Genomic DNA, 14,533 nt, shown 5'->3' with positions numbered 1-14,533 from the left:
TGCCCATGAAGGCAGCGGTCATCCAGATGGTCAGCCAGGACGATGTGCTGGCCAACCTGCAGCGTGCGGGCGCCCTGCTCGAACAGGCGGCCTTGGGCGGTGCACGGCTGGCGGTGCTGCCGGAAAACTTCGCGGCGATGGGGCGCAAGGATGCCGCTGCCATTGGCCGCGCCGAAGCCCTGGGCGAAGGCCCGATCCTGCCATGGTTGAAACGCACCGCACGCGACCTCAGATTATGGATTGTTGCCGGTACCTTGCCGCTGCCGCCACAAGGCCAGCCAGACGCCAAGGCCCACGCCTGTTCGCTGCTGATCGACGAACACGGCGAAGTAGTGGCGCGCTACGACAAGCTGCACCTGTTCGACGTGGATGTGGCCGACAACCGTGGCCGCTACCGCGAGTCCGATGACTATGCCCATGGTGCCCAGGTGGTGGTGGCCGATACGCCGGTAGGGCGGCTGGGGCTCAGCGTATGTTACGACCTGCGCTTCCCCGAGCTGTACAGCGCCTTGCGCGGTGCAGGCGCGGAGCTGATCACGGCATCGGCCGCCTTTACTGCGGTCACAGGTGCTGCGCATTGGGAAGTACTGATCCGTGCCCGGGCCATCGAGACCCAGTGCTATGTGCTGGCGGCGGCCCAGGGCGGTACCCATCCAGGCCCGCGGGAAACCCACGGGCATGCGGCGATCGTCGACCCTTGGGGGCGGATCGTCGCAGAACAGGCGCACGGCGAAGCGGTATTGCTCGCCGAGCGCGACATTGATGAACAGGCGTCCATCCGGGCGCGCATGCCGGTCACCACGCACCGGCGCTTTTTCTCGCAGGACGCCTTGCGGCCTGCGCACACCTCGGAGTGACTATGAGCCAGATGTTATCCACCGTCAGCGAGCAGCTCCTGGCCCCGGGCGGACTCACCCTCGACAGCCTGCAGAGCGTGCTGGGCGAACTGGCCGGCCCCGGCATCGACGCCGCGGACCTGTATTTCCAGGGCCAGATCTCGGAAACCTGGGCGCTGGAGGACGGCATCGTCAAAGAAGGCAGCTTCAACCTCGACCAGGGTGTGGGCGTGCGTGCCCAGTCCGGTGAGAAGACGGGCTTTGCCTACAGCAATGCGATCAACCTCGAGGCGCTGACTTCGGCGGCCCGTGCTGCCCGCTCGATTTCCCGAGCCGGCCAGAACGGCACGGTGCAGGCGTTCCGCAGCCAGGATGTCACTGCGCTGTATGCGCCGGACAACCCGCTGGATGTGCTCAGCCGTGCCGAAAAGGTCGAGTTGCTCAAGCGTGTCGATGCCGCCACCCGTGCCCTCGACCCGCGTATCCAGCAGGTCAGCGTAAGCATGGCCGGGGTCTGGGAGCGCATCCTGATTGCTGCCGCCGACGGTAGCCTGGCCGCCGATGTGCGCCCTCTGGTACGTTTCAATGTCAGCGTCATCGTCGAGCAGAATGGCCGCCGCGAGCGTGGCGGGCAGGGCGGTGGCGGGCGTACCGACTACCGCTTCTTCACTGAAGACCGCGTCATGGGCTATGCCCGTGAAGCACTGCGTCAGGCGCTGGTGAACCTTGAAGCTATCCCGGCCCCAGCCGGCACGTTGCCGGTGGTACTGGGTTCCGGCTGGTCGGGCGTGCTGCTGCATGAAGCGGTCGGCCATGGCTTGGAAGGCGACTTCAACCGCAAGGGCAGCTCGGCATTCAGCGGGCGTATTGGCGAGAAGGTCGCTTCGGAATTGTGCACCATTGTCGACGATGGCACCCTCGAAGGTCGCCGTGGCTCGTTGAGCGTCGATGACGAAGGCACGCCGACCGAATGCACCACGCTGATCGAGAACGGCATCCTCAAGGGCTACATGCAGGACAAGCTCAATGCACGCCTGATGGGCATGGCGGTTACCGGCAACGGTCGCCGCGAGTCCTATGCGCACTTGCCGATGCCGCGCATGACCAACACCTACATGTTGGCCGGCAAGAGCGATCCGCAAGAAATCATCGCTTCGGTGAAGAAAGGCATCTACTGCGCCAATCTCGGCGGCGGCCAGGTCGATATCACCAGCGGCAAGTTCGTGTTCTCGACCAGCGAAGCCTACCTGATCGAAGACGGCAAGATCACTGCGCCAGTGAAGGGCGCGACCCTGATCGGCAACGGGCCGGAGGCCATGAGCCGGGTGTCGATGGTCGGTAACGACCTGGCGCTGGACAGTGGTGTGGGCACGTGCGGCAAGGATGGGCAATCGGTGCCGGTAGGCGTCGGGCAGCCGACCTTGAAGCTGGATGCGATTACCGTGGGCGGTACTGGCGCTTGATGAATGTCCGGGGGCTGCAAGGCAGCCCCAGACGGCGGGAATCAGCGCAGGCCGCGCTGCATCTCGTCGAGATCGCGGATGTACTTGAACACCTTGCGCGCAGCGGCAGGCGGTTTGTTCCGCGCCTTTTCGTGCTGGGCATGACGGATCAGCGAGCGCAGTTGCTGGCGATCGGTCTCGGGGTATTCGTTGACGAAACGCTCGAGGTCTTCGTCGTTACCGTCGATCAGGCGGTCGCGCCAGCGCTCCAGGTTGTGGAAGCGCTCGTTGTACTGGCGGCTGGAGCTGTCGATCTGCTCGAGCACGGTGTGGATGGCATCCAGGTCCTGGTCGCGCATCAGCTTGCCGACGAACGACATGTGGCGTTTGCGTGCACCGTGGGCGGTGTGCTTGCTGGCATCGGCCAGGGCCTTGCGCAGCTCGTCGGTGAGCGGCAGGCGCGCCAGGGTGTCGGCCTTGACTGTGGTCAGCCGCTCGCCGAGTTCGACCAGCGCATGCAGCTCGCGCTTGATCTGGGTTTTGCTTTTTTCGCCGTCGAAGGCGTCGTCGTATGAATCAACCATGGTGGCAGTCCGCTAGAAATCGCCGCCATGATAACCAGTCGGGGGCCGCTTGTCCGGCCCGGTCGTAGAATGACCCTCGCCGAACGCAGAATTTGAGTGGAGAAAACCATGAGTGCAGTCCAGAGCGTAGGCCCCAAGGACCTGCCAGCGTTGCAGGAGCAGGTCGAGGCGATCATTGCAGAAGCACGCAAGCAAGGCGCCAGTGCCTGCGAAGTAGCGGTATCGCTGGAGCAGGGCCTGTCCACCACGGTGCGCCAGCACGAGGTCGAGACGGTCGAGTTCAACCGCGACCAGGGCTTTGGCATCACCCTCTATGTCGGCCAGCGCAAGGGTTCGGCCAGCACTTCGGCCAGTGGCCCGGAGGCCATCCGCGAAACCGTGGCCGCCGCGTTGGCGATTGCCAAGCATACGTCCGAGGACGAATGCTCGGGGCTGGCTGACGCCGCGCTGATGGCCCGCGAGATCCCCGACCTCGACCTCTATCACGACTGGGATATCGAGCCGGAGAAGGCCATCGAGATGGCGCTGGCCTGCGAGGCGGCGGCATTCGATGCCGACAAGCGCATCCTCAATGCCGATGGCACCACTCTGAACACTCACCAGGGTTGCCGCGTGTATGGCAACAGCCACGGCTTCATTGGTGGCTACGCCTCGACCCGGCACAGCCTCAGTTGCGTGATGATCGCCGAAGGCGACGGCCAGATGCAGCGTGACTACTGGTATGACGTGAACCGCCAGGGCAATCTGCTGGCCGACCCGCGCAGCATTGGCGTGCGCGCCGCCCAGCGCGCCGCCAGCCGCCTCGGTGCGCGGCCGGTACCGACCTGCGAAGTCCCCGTGCTGTTCTCCGCTGAACTGGCGGGTGGCCTGTTCGGCAGTTTCCTGTCGGCCATCTCGGGCGGCAACCTGTACCGCAAGTCGTCGTTCCTCGAGGGTACCATCGGTCAGCGCCTGTTCCCGTCCTGGCTGACCCTCGACGAGCGTCCGCACATCCCACGCGCACTGGGCAGCGCTGCATTCGACGGTGACGGGCTGGCGACTTACGCCAAGCCGTTCGTCGACAAAGGCGAGCTGGTGTCGTACCTGCTGGGTACCTACTCAGGGCGCAAACTGGGCTTGCCGAGCACTGCCAACGCCGGGGGCGTGCACAACCTGTATGTCACCCATGGCGTAGAAGACCAGGCGGCTCTGATCCGGCGCATGGGCCGTGGCCTGCTGGTGACCGAGCTGATGGGCCATGGCCTGAACATGGTGACCGGCGATTACTCGCGCGGCGCGGCGGGCTTCTGGGTTGAGAACGGCGAGATCCAGCATGCAGTGCAGGAAGTGACCATTGCCGGCAATATGAAGGACATGTTCCAGCAGATTGTTGCGATTGGCAGTGATCTTGAAACGCGTAGCAATATCCACACAGGGTCGGTGCTGATCGAGCGGATGACGGTCGCTGGCAGCTGATTTTTGCAGAAATGCCCACTGACATTGAAACCCGGCCATCGCGCCGGGTTTTTTCTTTCATCACCTCCCACTTGAAGTGATTCTGGTTATCACTTAATAATGAATATCATTATCTAGTAACCCGGCGATGATGTTCATGAAACCCGTCCTCCGCGAACTGCCCTACCTGGAAAACTGGCGCTGGCTCAGCCGGCGCATCCGCTGCGCGCTCGAGCCCGACGAGCCGCGCCTGATCGAGCACTACCTGGCCGAAGGCCGTTACCTGGTGTGCTGCACCGAAACGTCGCCATGGACCGTGGCACTGACCTCCTTCCGCCTGCTGCTGGATACCGCCTGCGACCGCATGTTGCCCTGGCACTGGCGCTGCCTGTGCCTGGACCAGGCCTGGCGCCCACTGCTCGACCTGCGCAACCTCGATCGCCGCGAGCAGAACCAGCGCTGGCAGCCCTATGCCTTGCAGCTGGCCAACTGCCGGCTGCTGCCGTCGATTTCTCCCGATGAACTGATGCAAGGATTTGAAGATGAGTGATACCCGTATCGAGCGTGACAGCATGGGCGAGCTGCAGGTACCGGCCAAGGCCCTGTACGGCGCCCAGACCCAGCGCGCGGTCGACAACTTCCCGATCAGCGGCCAGCGCATGCCGGCCCAGTTCATCCGCGCCCTGTTGCTGGCCAAGGCCGCTGCGGCCAAGGCCAACGTCGAGCTGGAGCAACTGTCGGCAGGGCAGGGCCAGGCCATCGTCAAGGCAGTCGAGCAACTGCTGGCCGAAGACTTCATCCAGCACTTCCCGGTGGATGTATTCCAGACCGGCTCTGGTACCAGTTCGAACATGAATGCCAACGAGGTGATTGCCACCCTGGCCAGCCGCGTGCTCGGTGAAGCGGTCAATGCCAACGACCACGTCAACTGTGGGCAGAGCAGCAACGACATCATCCCCACCACCATCCATGTCAGCGCCGCACTCGCGCTGCATGAGCAACTGCTGCCTGCGTTGAGCCACCTCGTTCAGGTGATCGAGGCCAAGTCGTCCCAGGTGCATCAGTATGTGAAGACTGGCCGTACCCACCTGATGGATGCCATGCCGGTGCGCATGAGCCAGGTGCTCGATGGCTGGGCTGCGCAGATCAATGGCGCCAAGGCCCACCTCGAAGCGACCCTGCCGAGCCTGCAGGCACTGGCCCAAGGCGGTACCGCGGTGGGCACCGGGATCAACGCCCACCCGCAGTTCGCTGCTGGCTTCGCACGCCAACTGAGCGGTCTCACCAAGGTCGAGTTCACCCCCGGCCATAACCTGTTCGCGCTGATCGGCTCCCAGGACACCGCCGTGGCGCTGTCTGGCCAGCTCAAGACGACTGCCGTGGCACTGATGAAAATTGCCAACGACCTGCGCTGGATGAACTCTGGCCCCTTGGCCGGCTTGGGTGAAATCGAGCTTCAGGGCCTTCAGCCGGGCTCCTCGATCATGCCGGGCAAGGTCAACCCGGTGATCCCGGAAGCCACTGCCATGGTCGCTGCCCAGGTGATCGGCAATGACGCCACCATCGCTGTGGCCGGCCAATCGGGCAATTTCGAGCTGAACGTGATGCTGCCGGTGATCGCCCGCAACCTGCTGGAGAGCATCGAGCTGATGGCCAATGCCAGCCGCCTGCTGGCCGACAAGGCCATTGCCAGCTTCAAGGTCAACGAAGGCAAGCTCAAGGAAGCCTTGGCGCGTAACCCGATCCTGGTCACCGCGCTGAATCCGATCATCGGCTACCTCAAGGCCGCCGAAATCGCCAAGACCGCCTACCAGCAGGGCCGCCCGATCATCGATGTGGCACTGGAGCACACCGACCTGTCGCGTGATCAGCTCGAGGCGCTGCTGGATCCGGAAAAGCTCACCGCTGGTGGCATCTGATACGCCATAGCGCCCAGAGGAAACATCGTCATGCAGCACTGGAAACGCACGACCGAGACGGCCAACCGCCTGTTCGAACAGGGCGAGCTGGTCGACGCCCGGGAGCACTACCTGCAGGCCCTGGCCCTGGCGCAGGTGCTGTTCGAGCGCTGGCATGACGTCGATGAGGCCGTGGCCGCCCTGGTCATCGCCCATCACAACCTGGCCGACCTGCACCTGCGCCTGAACCAGCCACACGAGAGCGCCGACTACCTGTGTGCCGCACATCAGCGATTGCTCCAGGCCAGCCAGGAAGCGCGCTTGCCGCAGACGTTGCGTGATGCCGCGCTGCGCCACAGCGGCCGCACCTACACCGAACTGCTGAGTTTCATTGCCGAGTACGGCCAGTACCCGCGTACCGAGCGCCTGCTCAATCGACAAGGCGCCGAGACCAGTGAGCTCGCTACCGCGCCGAACCTGGCGCCCAGAACCCCTGCCTACGGAATCCATTGATATGCCGCATACCTTGCCTGCACTGACTTACGCCTACGATGCGCTGGAACCACACATCGACGCGCAAACCATGGAAATCCACCACACCAAGCACCACCAGACCTACGTCAATGGCCTGAACGCGGCCATCGAGGGCACCGAGTGGGCCGAATGGCCTGTCGAGAAACTGGTCGGTGCGGTCAAGCAACTGCCTGAGAACCTGCGCGGTGCAGTCACCAATCACGGTGGCGGCCACGCCAACCACAGCCTGTTCTGGACGGTCATGTCGCCCAAGGGCGGTGGTCAGCCACAAGGCCAGCTGGCCACGGCCATCGAAGCCGAGCTGGGTGGCTTCGAGGCATTCAAGGAGGCCTTCACCAAGGCGGCGTTGACCCGTTTCGGCAGCGGCTGGGCGTGGCTCAGTGTCACCCCGCAGAACAAGCTGGTGGTGGAAAGCAGTGGTAACCAGGACAGCCCGCTGATGCACGGCAATACGCCGATCCTCGGCCTGGACGTGTGGGAGCACGCCTATTACTTGAAGTATCAGAACCGTCGCCCGGAATACATTGGCGCTTTCTACAACGTGATCGACTGGGCGGAAGTGGATCGCCGCTATCTCGAAGCCCTGAAGTGAGTCGGCCCGGTATGCGCTCTGAGGTGATGTCTGTCAGCAGTGTGCGCCTGTTCCGCTTGGCGCTGGGAACCTTGCTGCTGCTGGCCGGTACAGCGCTGCTGCTGGCCCGTGGCATTGCCTGGCTGGACCTTGAACCGCGCATGTTGCGTGCCCTGGAGGGGGGCGCACTGTGCGCATTGGGTACGGCGCTGGGCGCAGTACCGGTGCTGGTGATTCGCAACATGCCGGTGGCCTTGGCCGATACCTTGCTGGGCTTTGGGGCGGGGGTAATGCTGGCGGCCACGGCGTTCTCGCTGATCATCCCTGGGCTGGATGCCGCCCAGGCCATCGGTTTCAGCCCTTGGGGCGCCGGTGGCCTGATCAGCTTCGGCCTGATGCTCGGCGCCCTGTGTCTGTTTCTGGTCGATCTCAAGGTCTCTGGCGCATCGCCGGAGGCGCTGGTCGGCACCGAAAATCAGCCGGTGATCGCCGCAAGGATCTGGTTGTTCGTGATCGCCATCATCGCCCACAACATCCCCGAAGGCATGGCCATCGGTGTGTCTGCCGGTGGTGGCATGGCCGACGCCGATAGCCTGGCCATGGGCATCGCCTTGCAGGATGTGCCTGAGGGGCTAGTGATAGCCCTGGTGCTGGCAGGCGCTGGGATGCCCCGGTTCAAGGCGTTCCTGATCGGTGCCGCCTCTGGCCTTGTCGAGCCACTGGCTGCGGTGATCTGTGCCTGGCTGGTGAACATGGCGGAGTTGCTATTGCCGGTGGGCCTGGCCTGTGCGGCCGGGGCGATGCTGCTGGTGGTGACCCAGGAAATCATTCCCGAGTCGCGCAGCAACGGGAATCACCGCTTGGCCAGCCTGGGGCTGTGCATCGGCTTTTGCCTGATGATGGTGATGGATACTGCGATGTCTTGAGTGTGGATGAACGAGGGACCTTGGGTTGGGTCAGGCGAAGATGACTTCCACCCGACCTTCTCGGCGGGAGCGAGGGGCGGCTTTCACTACGATTTGTACATCGCGGCCAAGCCGGGCCAGACAATCGATCATCTTGGTTTCACTGATACCGCGAAATTTACCGCGCATCATGTCGGAAACCTTGGGTTGGGGAAGGCCAAGGACTGCCGATGCTTGCACCTGGGTCATATGACGGGCCTTGATGATGCTGCATATCTTGCTGGCGAGATGCGCCTTTACCAGCATCTCGCTGGCATTTTCACTGCCAAGGTCGGTATAGACGCTGCCGCTGCCTTCTTCGATCTCAATCATGTTTCTCTCCTCGAGAGTGAGCTTCAGCCAGTTTCAGGCGTGACTTGATCAAGTCAAGGTCGTGGCTGGAGGTCTTGATGCCAGAAGTGGATTTTTTCTGGAAGCAATGCAACACGTAGACTGCTGAGCCGAATGTCACCGTGTACACCGCACGATAGGTGCTACGGTTGTGGTCCTCCACGACCTCCAGCACGCCCGCCCCGCTGAACCCTTTGAGACACTTTGCCTGCAAATGTTTGCCACCTTCCTGCGCCTGGTGCAGTGCAAAACCGAAAATGTCCTGAACATCTTCTGGCAGTGCTTGGAGATCCTTTTTAGTGCTGCCCACCCAGTAAAGCGTCTTGATCCGTTTGTATGCTTTCATGGCGTGATCTCAATCTATACCTATATAGGTATAAAGACAACCGCGCCAGATTTCACTCTGATAATTGGCAGGGGATGTTGCAGGTAGGGGGTTACTCGCCTTCGTCGAAGTAGTTGTTGATCAACGCCACCAGCGCCTCCAGGGCGTCGCTATCCTGCTCACCCTCGGTCAGCAGGTGCACCTGAGTACCTTTACCCGCCGCCAGCATCATCACCGCCATGATGCTTTTGCCGTCCACCATCTTGTCGGGCGCGCGGCCGACGCGGACCTGGCAGGGGTATTTGCCGGCCACGCCGACGAACTTGGCTGCCGCCCGGGCATGCAGGCCCAGCTTGTTGATGATGGTGATTTCGCGGGCGGGCATCGTGCGGTGGATCCTGTGGGCTAGAGGTCGCGGTGGCGAACCTGGACGTTTTTCAGGGATTGCTGCAACAACTGGCCGAGGCGTTCGGTGATGTAGACCGAGCGGTGGTGGCCACCTGTGCAGCCAATGGCGATGGTGACATAGGCGCGGTTGCTGGCAGCAAAGCGCGGCAGCCATTTGAGCAGGTAGCTGGAAATGTCATTGAACATTTCTTCGACGTCCGGCTGTGTGGCAAGGTAGTCGATGACTGGCTGCTCCAGGCCGGAGTGTTCGCGCAGCTCCGGCTTCCAGTACGGGTTGGGCAGGCAGCGTACGTCGAAAACCAGGTCGGCATCGACCGGCATCCCGCGCTTGAAGCCGAACGACTCGACCAGGAAGGCGGTGCCGGGCTCGGGCTGATTGAGCAATCGCAGCTTGATCGAATCGCGCAGCTGGTAGAGGTTGAGGCTGGTGGTATCGATCTTCAGGTCGGCAAGGTCGGCAATCGGCCCCAACAGTTCGCTTTCAACCCGGATCGCTTCGGCCAGCGAGCGGTCGGCATTGGTCAGCGGGTGGCGGCGGCGGGTTTCCGAGAAGCGCTTGAGCAGCGTGTCCTCGTCGGCATCAAGATAAAGCACATCACACTGGATGTGGCGTGCACGGGCTTCCTCTAGCAGTTCGGGGAAGCGTGACAGATGGCTCGGCAAGTTGCGAGCATCAATACTGACCGCTACCCGTGGCTGCAAAAGCTCGGTGTTCATCAGCGCGTTCTCTGCCAGCTGTGGCAGCAGCCCGGCCGGCAGATTGTCAATGACGTAGAAACCGTTGTCTTCCAGTACATCGAGGGCGGTGCTCTTGCCGGAGCCGGACCGGCCGCTGACGATGATCAGGCGCATATTCAGTGCTCGTTCTGTGCGTCCAGGACAACCTGGTACAGGGCCTCGCTGCTACCGGCGGCACGCAAGCGATCGCGGACCTCCTTGCGATCGAGCATGCTGGCGATCTGGCGCAGCAGTTCAAGATGGGCATCGGTGGCCGCCTCTGGCACCAGCAGGACGAACAGCAGATCCACCGGGGCGCCATCGATGGCGTCGTAGTCGATCGGCGCGTCCAGATGCAACAGTGCACTTACCGGGGCAGAGCAGCCTTCAAGTCGGCAGTGGGGAATGGCAATGCCATTGCCAAAGCCGGTCGAGCCCAGTTTTTCGCGAGCGATGAGCTTTTCGAAGACGTCTTGCATCGCAAGCTCGGGTACTTGCTCGGCAATCAGGTTGGCGACCTTTTCCAGGGCGCGCTTCTTGCTGCCGCCCGGCACGTTCACCAGGGAACGGCCGGGGGTCAGGATGGTTTCAAGTCGGATCATGGATGAGAGGGATCAGCGGGCGGCTGCACCTTGCAGCAAGCTTTGCTGTTTTTCCTTGTGTTTTTTCAGTTGGCGGTCGAGCTTGTCGGCCAAGGCGTCGATCGCTGCATACATGTCTTCGTGTTCCGCGTTGGCAACCACTTCACCGCCGGGAATCTGCAGGGTCGCCTCGACCTTCTGCTGCAGCTTCTCGACTTTCATGATGACCTGCACGTTGGTGATCTTGTCGAAGTGACTCTCCACGCGAGCGAGCTTTTCAAGCACATAATCGCGCAGTGGCTGGGTGACTTCTACATGCTGTCCACTGATATTGACTTGCATACAGCTTCTCCTTTGTTGCCCGTGCATAAAGAGGCAGGTCTTGCACCTGCCCCACAAACGCTGTGGCACATCCGGGGGCTACATCAGTCGCTTGCGCTCGCTCGACGGTGCGATGCCGAGGGACTCGCGGTACTTGGCGACGGTGCGACGGGCTACCTGGATGCCTTGTGCCTCCAGTAAACCAGCGATCTTGCTGTCACTCAATGGCTTTTTCTGATTTTCCGCGGCAACCAGTTTCTTGATGATCGCGCGGATCGCCGTAGACGAGCATTCTCCGCCTTCGGCAGTGCTGACGTGGCTGGAGAAAAAGTATTTCAGTTCGTAGATGCCACGCGGGGTGTGCATGTATTTCTGCGTAGTCACCCGCGAAATGGTCGACTCATGCATGCCCACCGCTTCGGCGATGTCATGCAGGACCAGCGGCTTCATCGCTTCGTCGCCGTGGTCGAGGAAGCCGCGCTGATGCTCGACGATCTGCGTGGCGACCTTCATCAGCGTTTCGTTGCGGCTTTGCAGGCTCTTGATGAACCAGCGTGCCTCTTGCAACTGGTTGCGCATGAAGGTGTTGTCGGCGCTGGTATCGGCGCGGCGAACGAAGCCGGCATACTGCGGGTTGACCCGCAGGCGCGGGATCGCCTCCTGGTTAAGCTCGACCAGCCAGCGGTCGCTGTCCTTGCGCACGATCACGTCGGGCACCACGTATTCCGGTTCGCTCGACTCGATCTGCGAACCTGGCCGCGGGTTGAGACTCTGGACCAGCTCGATCACCTGGCGCAGTTCGTCTTCCTTGAGCTTCATGCGGCGCATCAGCTGGCTGTAGTCGCGGCTGCCGAGCAGGTCGATGAAGTCGGTGACCAGGCGCTTGGCTTCGCTCATCCAGAGCGTGCTGGCAGGCAGTTGACGCAATTGCAGCAGCAGGCACTCGCCCAGGGAGCGGGCGCCGACACCGGCCGGCTCGAACTGCTGGATGCGGTGCAGCACCGCTTCTACCTCGTCGAGTTCGATGTCCAGCTCCGGGTCGAAGCCTTCGCAGATTTCTTCGAGGGAATCTTCCAGGTAGCCCTGGCCGTTGATGCTGTCGATCAGGGTGATGGCGATCAGGCGGTCGGTATCGGACATCGGGGCCAGGTTCAGCTGCCACAGCAGGTGGCTCTGCAGGCTTTCGCCGGCCGACGTGCGGGTGGTGAAGTCCCACTCGTCGTCATCGTTGCTCGGCAGGCTGCTGGCGCTGGTCTGGTAAATATCTTCCCAGGCGGTGTCGACTGGAAGCTCGTTGGGTATTCGCTCGCTCCACTCACCGTCTTCCAGGGTTTCGGCACTGGTGGTGCTTTCCTGGAAGCTGTTTTCCTGGACTTCGGCGACCGGCTTGTTTTCGGCGTTGTCCGCCATCGGGTCGCTGTTGTCGAAGTCGTCGCCGTCTTCCTGACGTTCGAGCATCGGATTGGACTCCAGCGCTTCCTGGATTTCCTGCTGGAGGTCCAGGGTGGAGAGCTGAAGTAGGCGGATGGCCTGTTGCAACTGCGGGGTCATCGTCAGTTGCTGGCCCATTTTTAGGACGAGCGATGGTTTCATGGCTGGGGCTTAATACCTTGTTCGCCGGCGCGCATGCGCCATCCACTACACGAGGGCGCCGGAGCGCCAAATTCAAGCAAGTTTTATGCCTCAAATTGTAGCGTTTGCCTAGAGCACTGTAACAACTTAAGCCCCGACAGGGCGTTAATGCCAGTGCTCCAGGCAGGTCCTGGGGATCAGAGTCGGAACTCGTGGCCCAGGTAGACCTCCTTGACCAGGTCGTTGGCCAGGATGGTCTCGGCGTCGCCTTCGGCGATCAGTCGACCGTCGTTGACGATGTAGGCGGTCTCGCAGATGTCCAGGGTTTCACGGACGTTGTGGTCGGTGATCAGTACACCGATACCCTTGGCCTTGAGGTGGTGGATGATCTGCTTGATGTCGCCCACGGAGATCGGGTCGACACCGGCAAACGGTTCGTCCAGCAGGATGAACTTCGGTGCGGTGGCCAGGGCGCGGGCAATTTCGACGCGGCGGCGTTCACCACCGGAAAGGCTCATGCCGAGGTTGTCGCGGATGTGGCTGATGTGGAATTCCTGCAGCAGGCTTTCCAGTTCCTTGCGCCGCCCTTCACGGTCGATGTCCTTGCGGGTTTCGAGAATGGCCATGATGTTGTCGGCCACCGACAGCTTGCGGAAGATCGAGGCTTCCTGCGGCAGGTAGCCGATACCGGCGCGGGCACGGCCGTGCATGGGCTGGTGACTGACATCGAGGTTGTCGATCAGTACGCGCCCCTGGTCGGCCTGGACCAGCCCCACGATCATGTAGAAGCAGGTGGTCTTGCCGGCGCCGTTGGGGCCGAGCAAGCCGACGATCTGCCCGCTGTCGATCGACAGGCTGACGTCACGCACGACTTGCCGCCCCTTGTAGCTCTTGGCCAGGTGCTGGGCTTTGAGGGTTGCCATTTACTCGGCCTTCTTCTTCGGCTGGATCACCATGTCGATGCGCTGACGTGGCTGTGTCACGTTGCCACCACGTCCGGCGGTCGCAACCTGGGTCTTGGTGTTGTAGACGATCTTCTCGCCTTCGGTGGTGTTGCCTTCGTTCTCGACCTTGGCGCGGTCGGTGAGGATCACCGTGTCTTTCTGCGCCTGGTACTGGATGGTCACCGCCCAGCCTTTCATCTTGTCGGGCTTGGCCGCAGTCTGCTGCTGCTCGAAGTACGCCAGGTTGCCCACCGAGGTCACCACGTCGATGTCGCCATTGGCGGCACGGGTCATGGTCACGGTGTTGCCTTTGATCATCATCGAGCCCTGGGTGATGATCACGTCGCCGGTGTAGGTGGCCACACCCTGCTTATCGTCCAGGTGCGCGTTGTCGGCCTGGATACGAATAGGCTGGTCACGGTCGTTCGGCAGGGCGAAGGCGCTCGCGCTTCCCAGTGCTGCTGCGCTCAGGCTGAGCAAAAGGGGGAGGGTTTTAACGAGCCTCATACTGTCCTCTTACGTTAGAGAGCAAGTCGATCTTGCTTTCTTTCAAATACGCTTTCATTCCCTTGCCTGTGGTTGTGCCACCGGCGCCGTCGATTCTAACGGCTTGCTCGGTCTGCGCATATTGCTTCTGCGGGAATACGGTCATGCGCGAGCTGGTAATGATGGTATCGCGCTGTTTTTCGTCGGTGCGGGCAATCCGCACCTGGTCGATCAGTTCGACTTCGCTACCGTCAGGGTTGACCTCGGCGCGCACGGCCTGCACGTGCCACGGGTACTGAGTGCCGCGGTACATGTGCAGGTCGGGTGTGGTCACCAGTGTGACTTCGCTGGCCTTGAGGTGTTCGACCTTGTCGGCTGTCATTTCGTATTGCAGCTTGCCGTCGGGCAGGAACTGCACGCTGTGCGCGTTAATCGCATAGTAGTCGATGGCGCTTTCGTCGACCTGGACCACTGGCTTGTCGAGGAAGCTTTCAGGGCTGACATTCCAGTAGCCGACTGCCGCCAGCACCGCGGCGATTACCGCGAGCAGTGCAATGTTGCGGGCTTTCTTGCTGAACATGGGCA

19 protein-coding genes are annotated in these 14,533 nt (G+C 62.0%); 8 read left to right on the top strand and 11 right to left on the bottom strand.

Features of this window, described 5'->3' with window-relative positions:
- Positions 1-5: 5 nt before the first annotated feature.
- The gene (locus C2H86_RS07050; RefSeq protein WP_159411992.1) at positions 6-857 is read left to right on the top strand and encodes a carbon-nitrogen hydrolase family protein; all 852 of its coding nucleotides are present in this window, start codon (positions 6-8) and stop codon (positions 855-857) included.
- 2 nt (positions 858-859) lie between these two features.
- Positions 860-2,299 (top strand): metalloprotease TldD, encoded by a 1,440-nt coding sequence (gene tldD / locus C2H86_RS07045; protein ID WP_159411991.1) that lies wholly within the window; start codon positions 860-862, stop codon positions 2,297-2,299.
- A gap of 41 nt (positions 2,300-2,340) precedes the next feature.
- On the opposite strand, the gene yjgA is transcribed toward tldD, so the two are convergent.
- Positions 2,341-2,862, bottom strand: coding sequence for a ribosome biogenesis factor YjgA (yjgA, locus tag C2H86_RS07040; protein WP_159411990.1), 522 nt, complete (start codon positions 2,860-2,862; stop codon positions 2,341-2,343).
- 108 nt (positions 2,863-2,970) lie between these two features.
- Between yjgA and pmbA the strand changes: the two genes are divergently transcribed.
- The 6 genes from pmbA (at position 2,971) to C2H86_RS07010 (ending at position 8,225) form a co-directional block, all read left to right on the top strand.
- Positions 2,971-4,317 carry a metalloprotease PmbA gene (gene pmbA / locus C2H86_RS07035; protein WP_159411989.1) on the top strand — a complete coding sequence of 449 codons (1,347 nt, stop codon included), beginning with the start codon at positions 2,971-2,973 and terminating at the stop codon, positions 4,315-4,317.
- Between the two features lie 127 nt (positions 4,318-4,444).
- Complete coding sequence (locus tag C2H86_RS07030; RefSeq protein WP_060484655.1) at positions 4,445-4,846, top strand: hypothetical protein; 402 nt, start codon at positions 4,445-4,447, stop codon at positions 4,844-4,846.
- A complete protein-coding gene (locus tag C2H86_RS07025; protein ID WP_159411988.1) occupies positions 4,839-6,215 on the top strand; it encodes a class II fumarate hydratase in 1,377 nt (458 codons plus the stop codon). Before C2H86_RS07030 ends, C2H86_RS07025 begins: the two co-directional genes overlap by 8 nt.
- 30 nt (positions 6,216-6,245) lie before the next feature.
- Positions 6,246-6,707, top strand: a complete 462-nt coding sequence (locus C2H86_RS07020) for a hypothetical protein (protein WP_159411987.1) — start codon at positions 6,246-6,248, stop codon at positions 6,705-6,707.
- 1 nt (position 6,708) lies between these two features.
- Positions 6,709-7,320 carry a superoxide dismutase gene (locus C2H86_RS07015; RefSeq protein ID WP_159411986.1) on the top strand — a complete coding sequence of 204 codons (612 nt, stop codon included), beginning with the start codon at positions 6,709-6,711 and terminating at the stop codon, positions 7,318-7,320.
- An 11-nt stretch (positions 7,321-7,331) separates the two neighbouring features.
- Positions 7,332-8,225, top strand: coding sequence for a ZIP family metal transporter (locus C2H86_RS07010; RefSeq protein WP_159411985.1), 894 nt, complete (start codon positions 7,332-7,334; stop codon positions 8,223-8,225).
- 30 nt (positions 8,226-8,255) lie between these two features.
- Here the strand turns inward: C2H86_RS07010 and C2H86_RS07005 are convergent, their stop codons facing one another.
- From C2H86_RS07005 to lptC, 10 genes are all read right to left on the bottom strand, one after another.
- On the bottom strand, positions 8,256-8,576 hold the full coding sequence (locus tag C2H86_RS07005; RefSeq protein ID WP_159411984.1) for a helix-turn-helix domain-containing protein: 321 nt from the start codon (positions 8,574-8,576) through the stop codon (positions 8,256-8,258).
- Complete coding sequence (locus tag C2H86_RS07000; protein ID WP_205524616.1) at positions 8,569-8,874, bottom strand: type II toxin-antitoxin system RelE/ParE family toxin; 306 nt, start codon at positions 8,872-8,874, stop codon at positions 8,569-8,571. Before C2H86_RS07000 ends, C2H86_RS07005 begins: the two co-directional genes overlap by 8 nt.
- 157 nt (positions 8,875-9,031) lie before the next feature.
- Complete coding sequence (locus C2H86_RS06995) at positions 9,032-9,304, bottom strand: HPr family phosphocarrier protein (protein ID WP_159411982.1); 273 nt, start codon at positions 9,302-9,304, stop codon at positions 9,032-9,034.
- 20 nt (positions 9,305-9,324) lie between these two features.
- Positions 9,325-10,179 (bottom strand): RNase adapter RapZ, encoded by an 855-nt coding sequence (gene rapZ, locus C2H86_RS06990; protein WP_159411981.1) that lies wholly within the window; start codon positions 10,177-10,179, stop codon positions 9,325-9,327.
- 2 nt (positions 10,180-10,181) lie between these two features.
- Complete coding sequence (ptsN, locus tag C2H86_RS06985) at positions 10,182-10,646, bottom strand: PTS IIA-like nitrogen regulatory protein PtsN (protein WP_159411980.1); 465 nt, start codon at positions 10,644-10,646, stop codon at positions 10,182-10,184.
- A 12-nt stretch (positions 10,647-10,658) separates the two neighbouring features.
- Positions 10,659-10,967: a ribosome hibernation-promoting factor, HPF/YfiA family gene (gene hpf, locus C2H86_RS06980; protein WP_003255135.1), complete on the bottom strand. Its 309-nt coding sequence runs from the start codon at positions 10,965-10,967 to the stop codon at positions 10,659-10,661.
- A gap of 78 nt (positions 10,968-11,045) precedes the next feature.
- Entirely contained in the window at positions 11,046-12,539 is a 1,494-nt protein-coding gene (locus tag C2H86_RS06975; protein WP_159411979.1) for an RNA polymerase factor sigma-54, read from the bottom strand.
- A gap of 176 nt (positions 12,540-12,715) precedes the next feature.
- Positions 12,716-13,441 carry an LPS export ABC transporter ATP-binding protein gene (gene lptB / locus C2H86_RS06970; RefSeq protein WP_060511298.1) on the bottom strand — a complete coding sequence of 242 codons (726 nt, stop codon included), beginning with the start codon at positions 13,439-13,441 and terminating at the stop codon, positions 12,716-12,718.
- The gene (gene lptA, locus C2H86_RS06965) at positions 13,442-13,969 is read right to left on the bottom strand and encodes a lipopolysaccharide transport periplasmic protein LptA (RefSeq protein ID WP_060511296.1); all 528 of its coding nucleotides are present in this window, start codon (positions 13,967-13,969) and stop codon (positions 13,442-13,444) included.
- A complete protein-coding gene (gene lptC, locus C2H86_RS06960; RefSeq protein WP_159411978.1) occupies positions 13,956-14,528 on the bottom strand; it encodes an LPS export ABC transporter periplasmic protein LptC in 573 nt (190 codons plus the stop codon). Before lptC ends, lptA begins: the two co-directional genes overlap by 14 nt.
- Positions 14,529-14,533: the final 5 nt, after the last annotated feature.

It is taken from the genome of Pseudomonas putida (assembly GCF_009883635.2).
Classification (GTDB): domain Bacteria; phylum Pseudomonadota; class Gammaproteobacteria; order Pseudomonadales; family Pseudomonadaceae; genus Aquipseudomonas; species Aquipseudomonas putida_W.
Note: the sequence above shows the minus strand (reverse complement) of the source record. Positions and strands in the feature narration are given on the sequence as shown.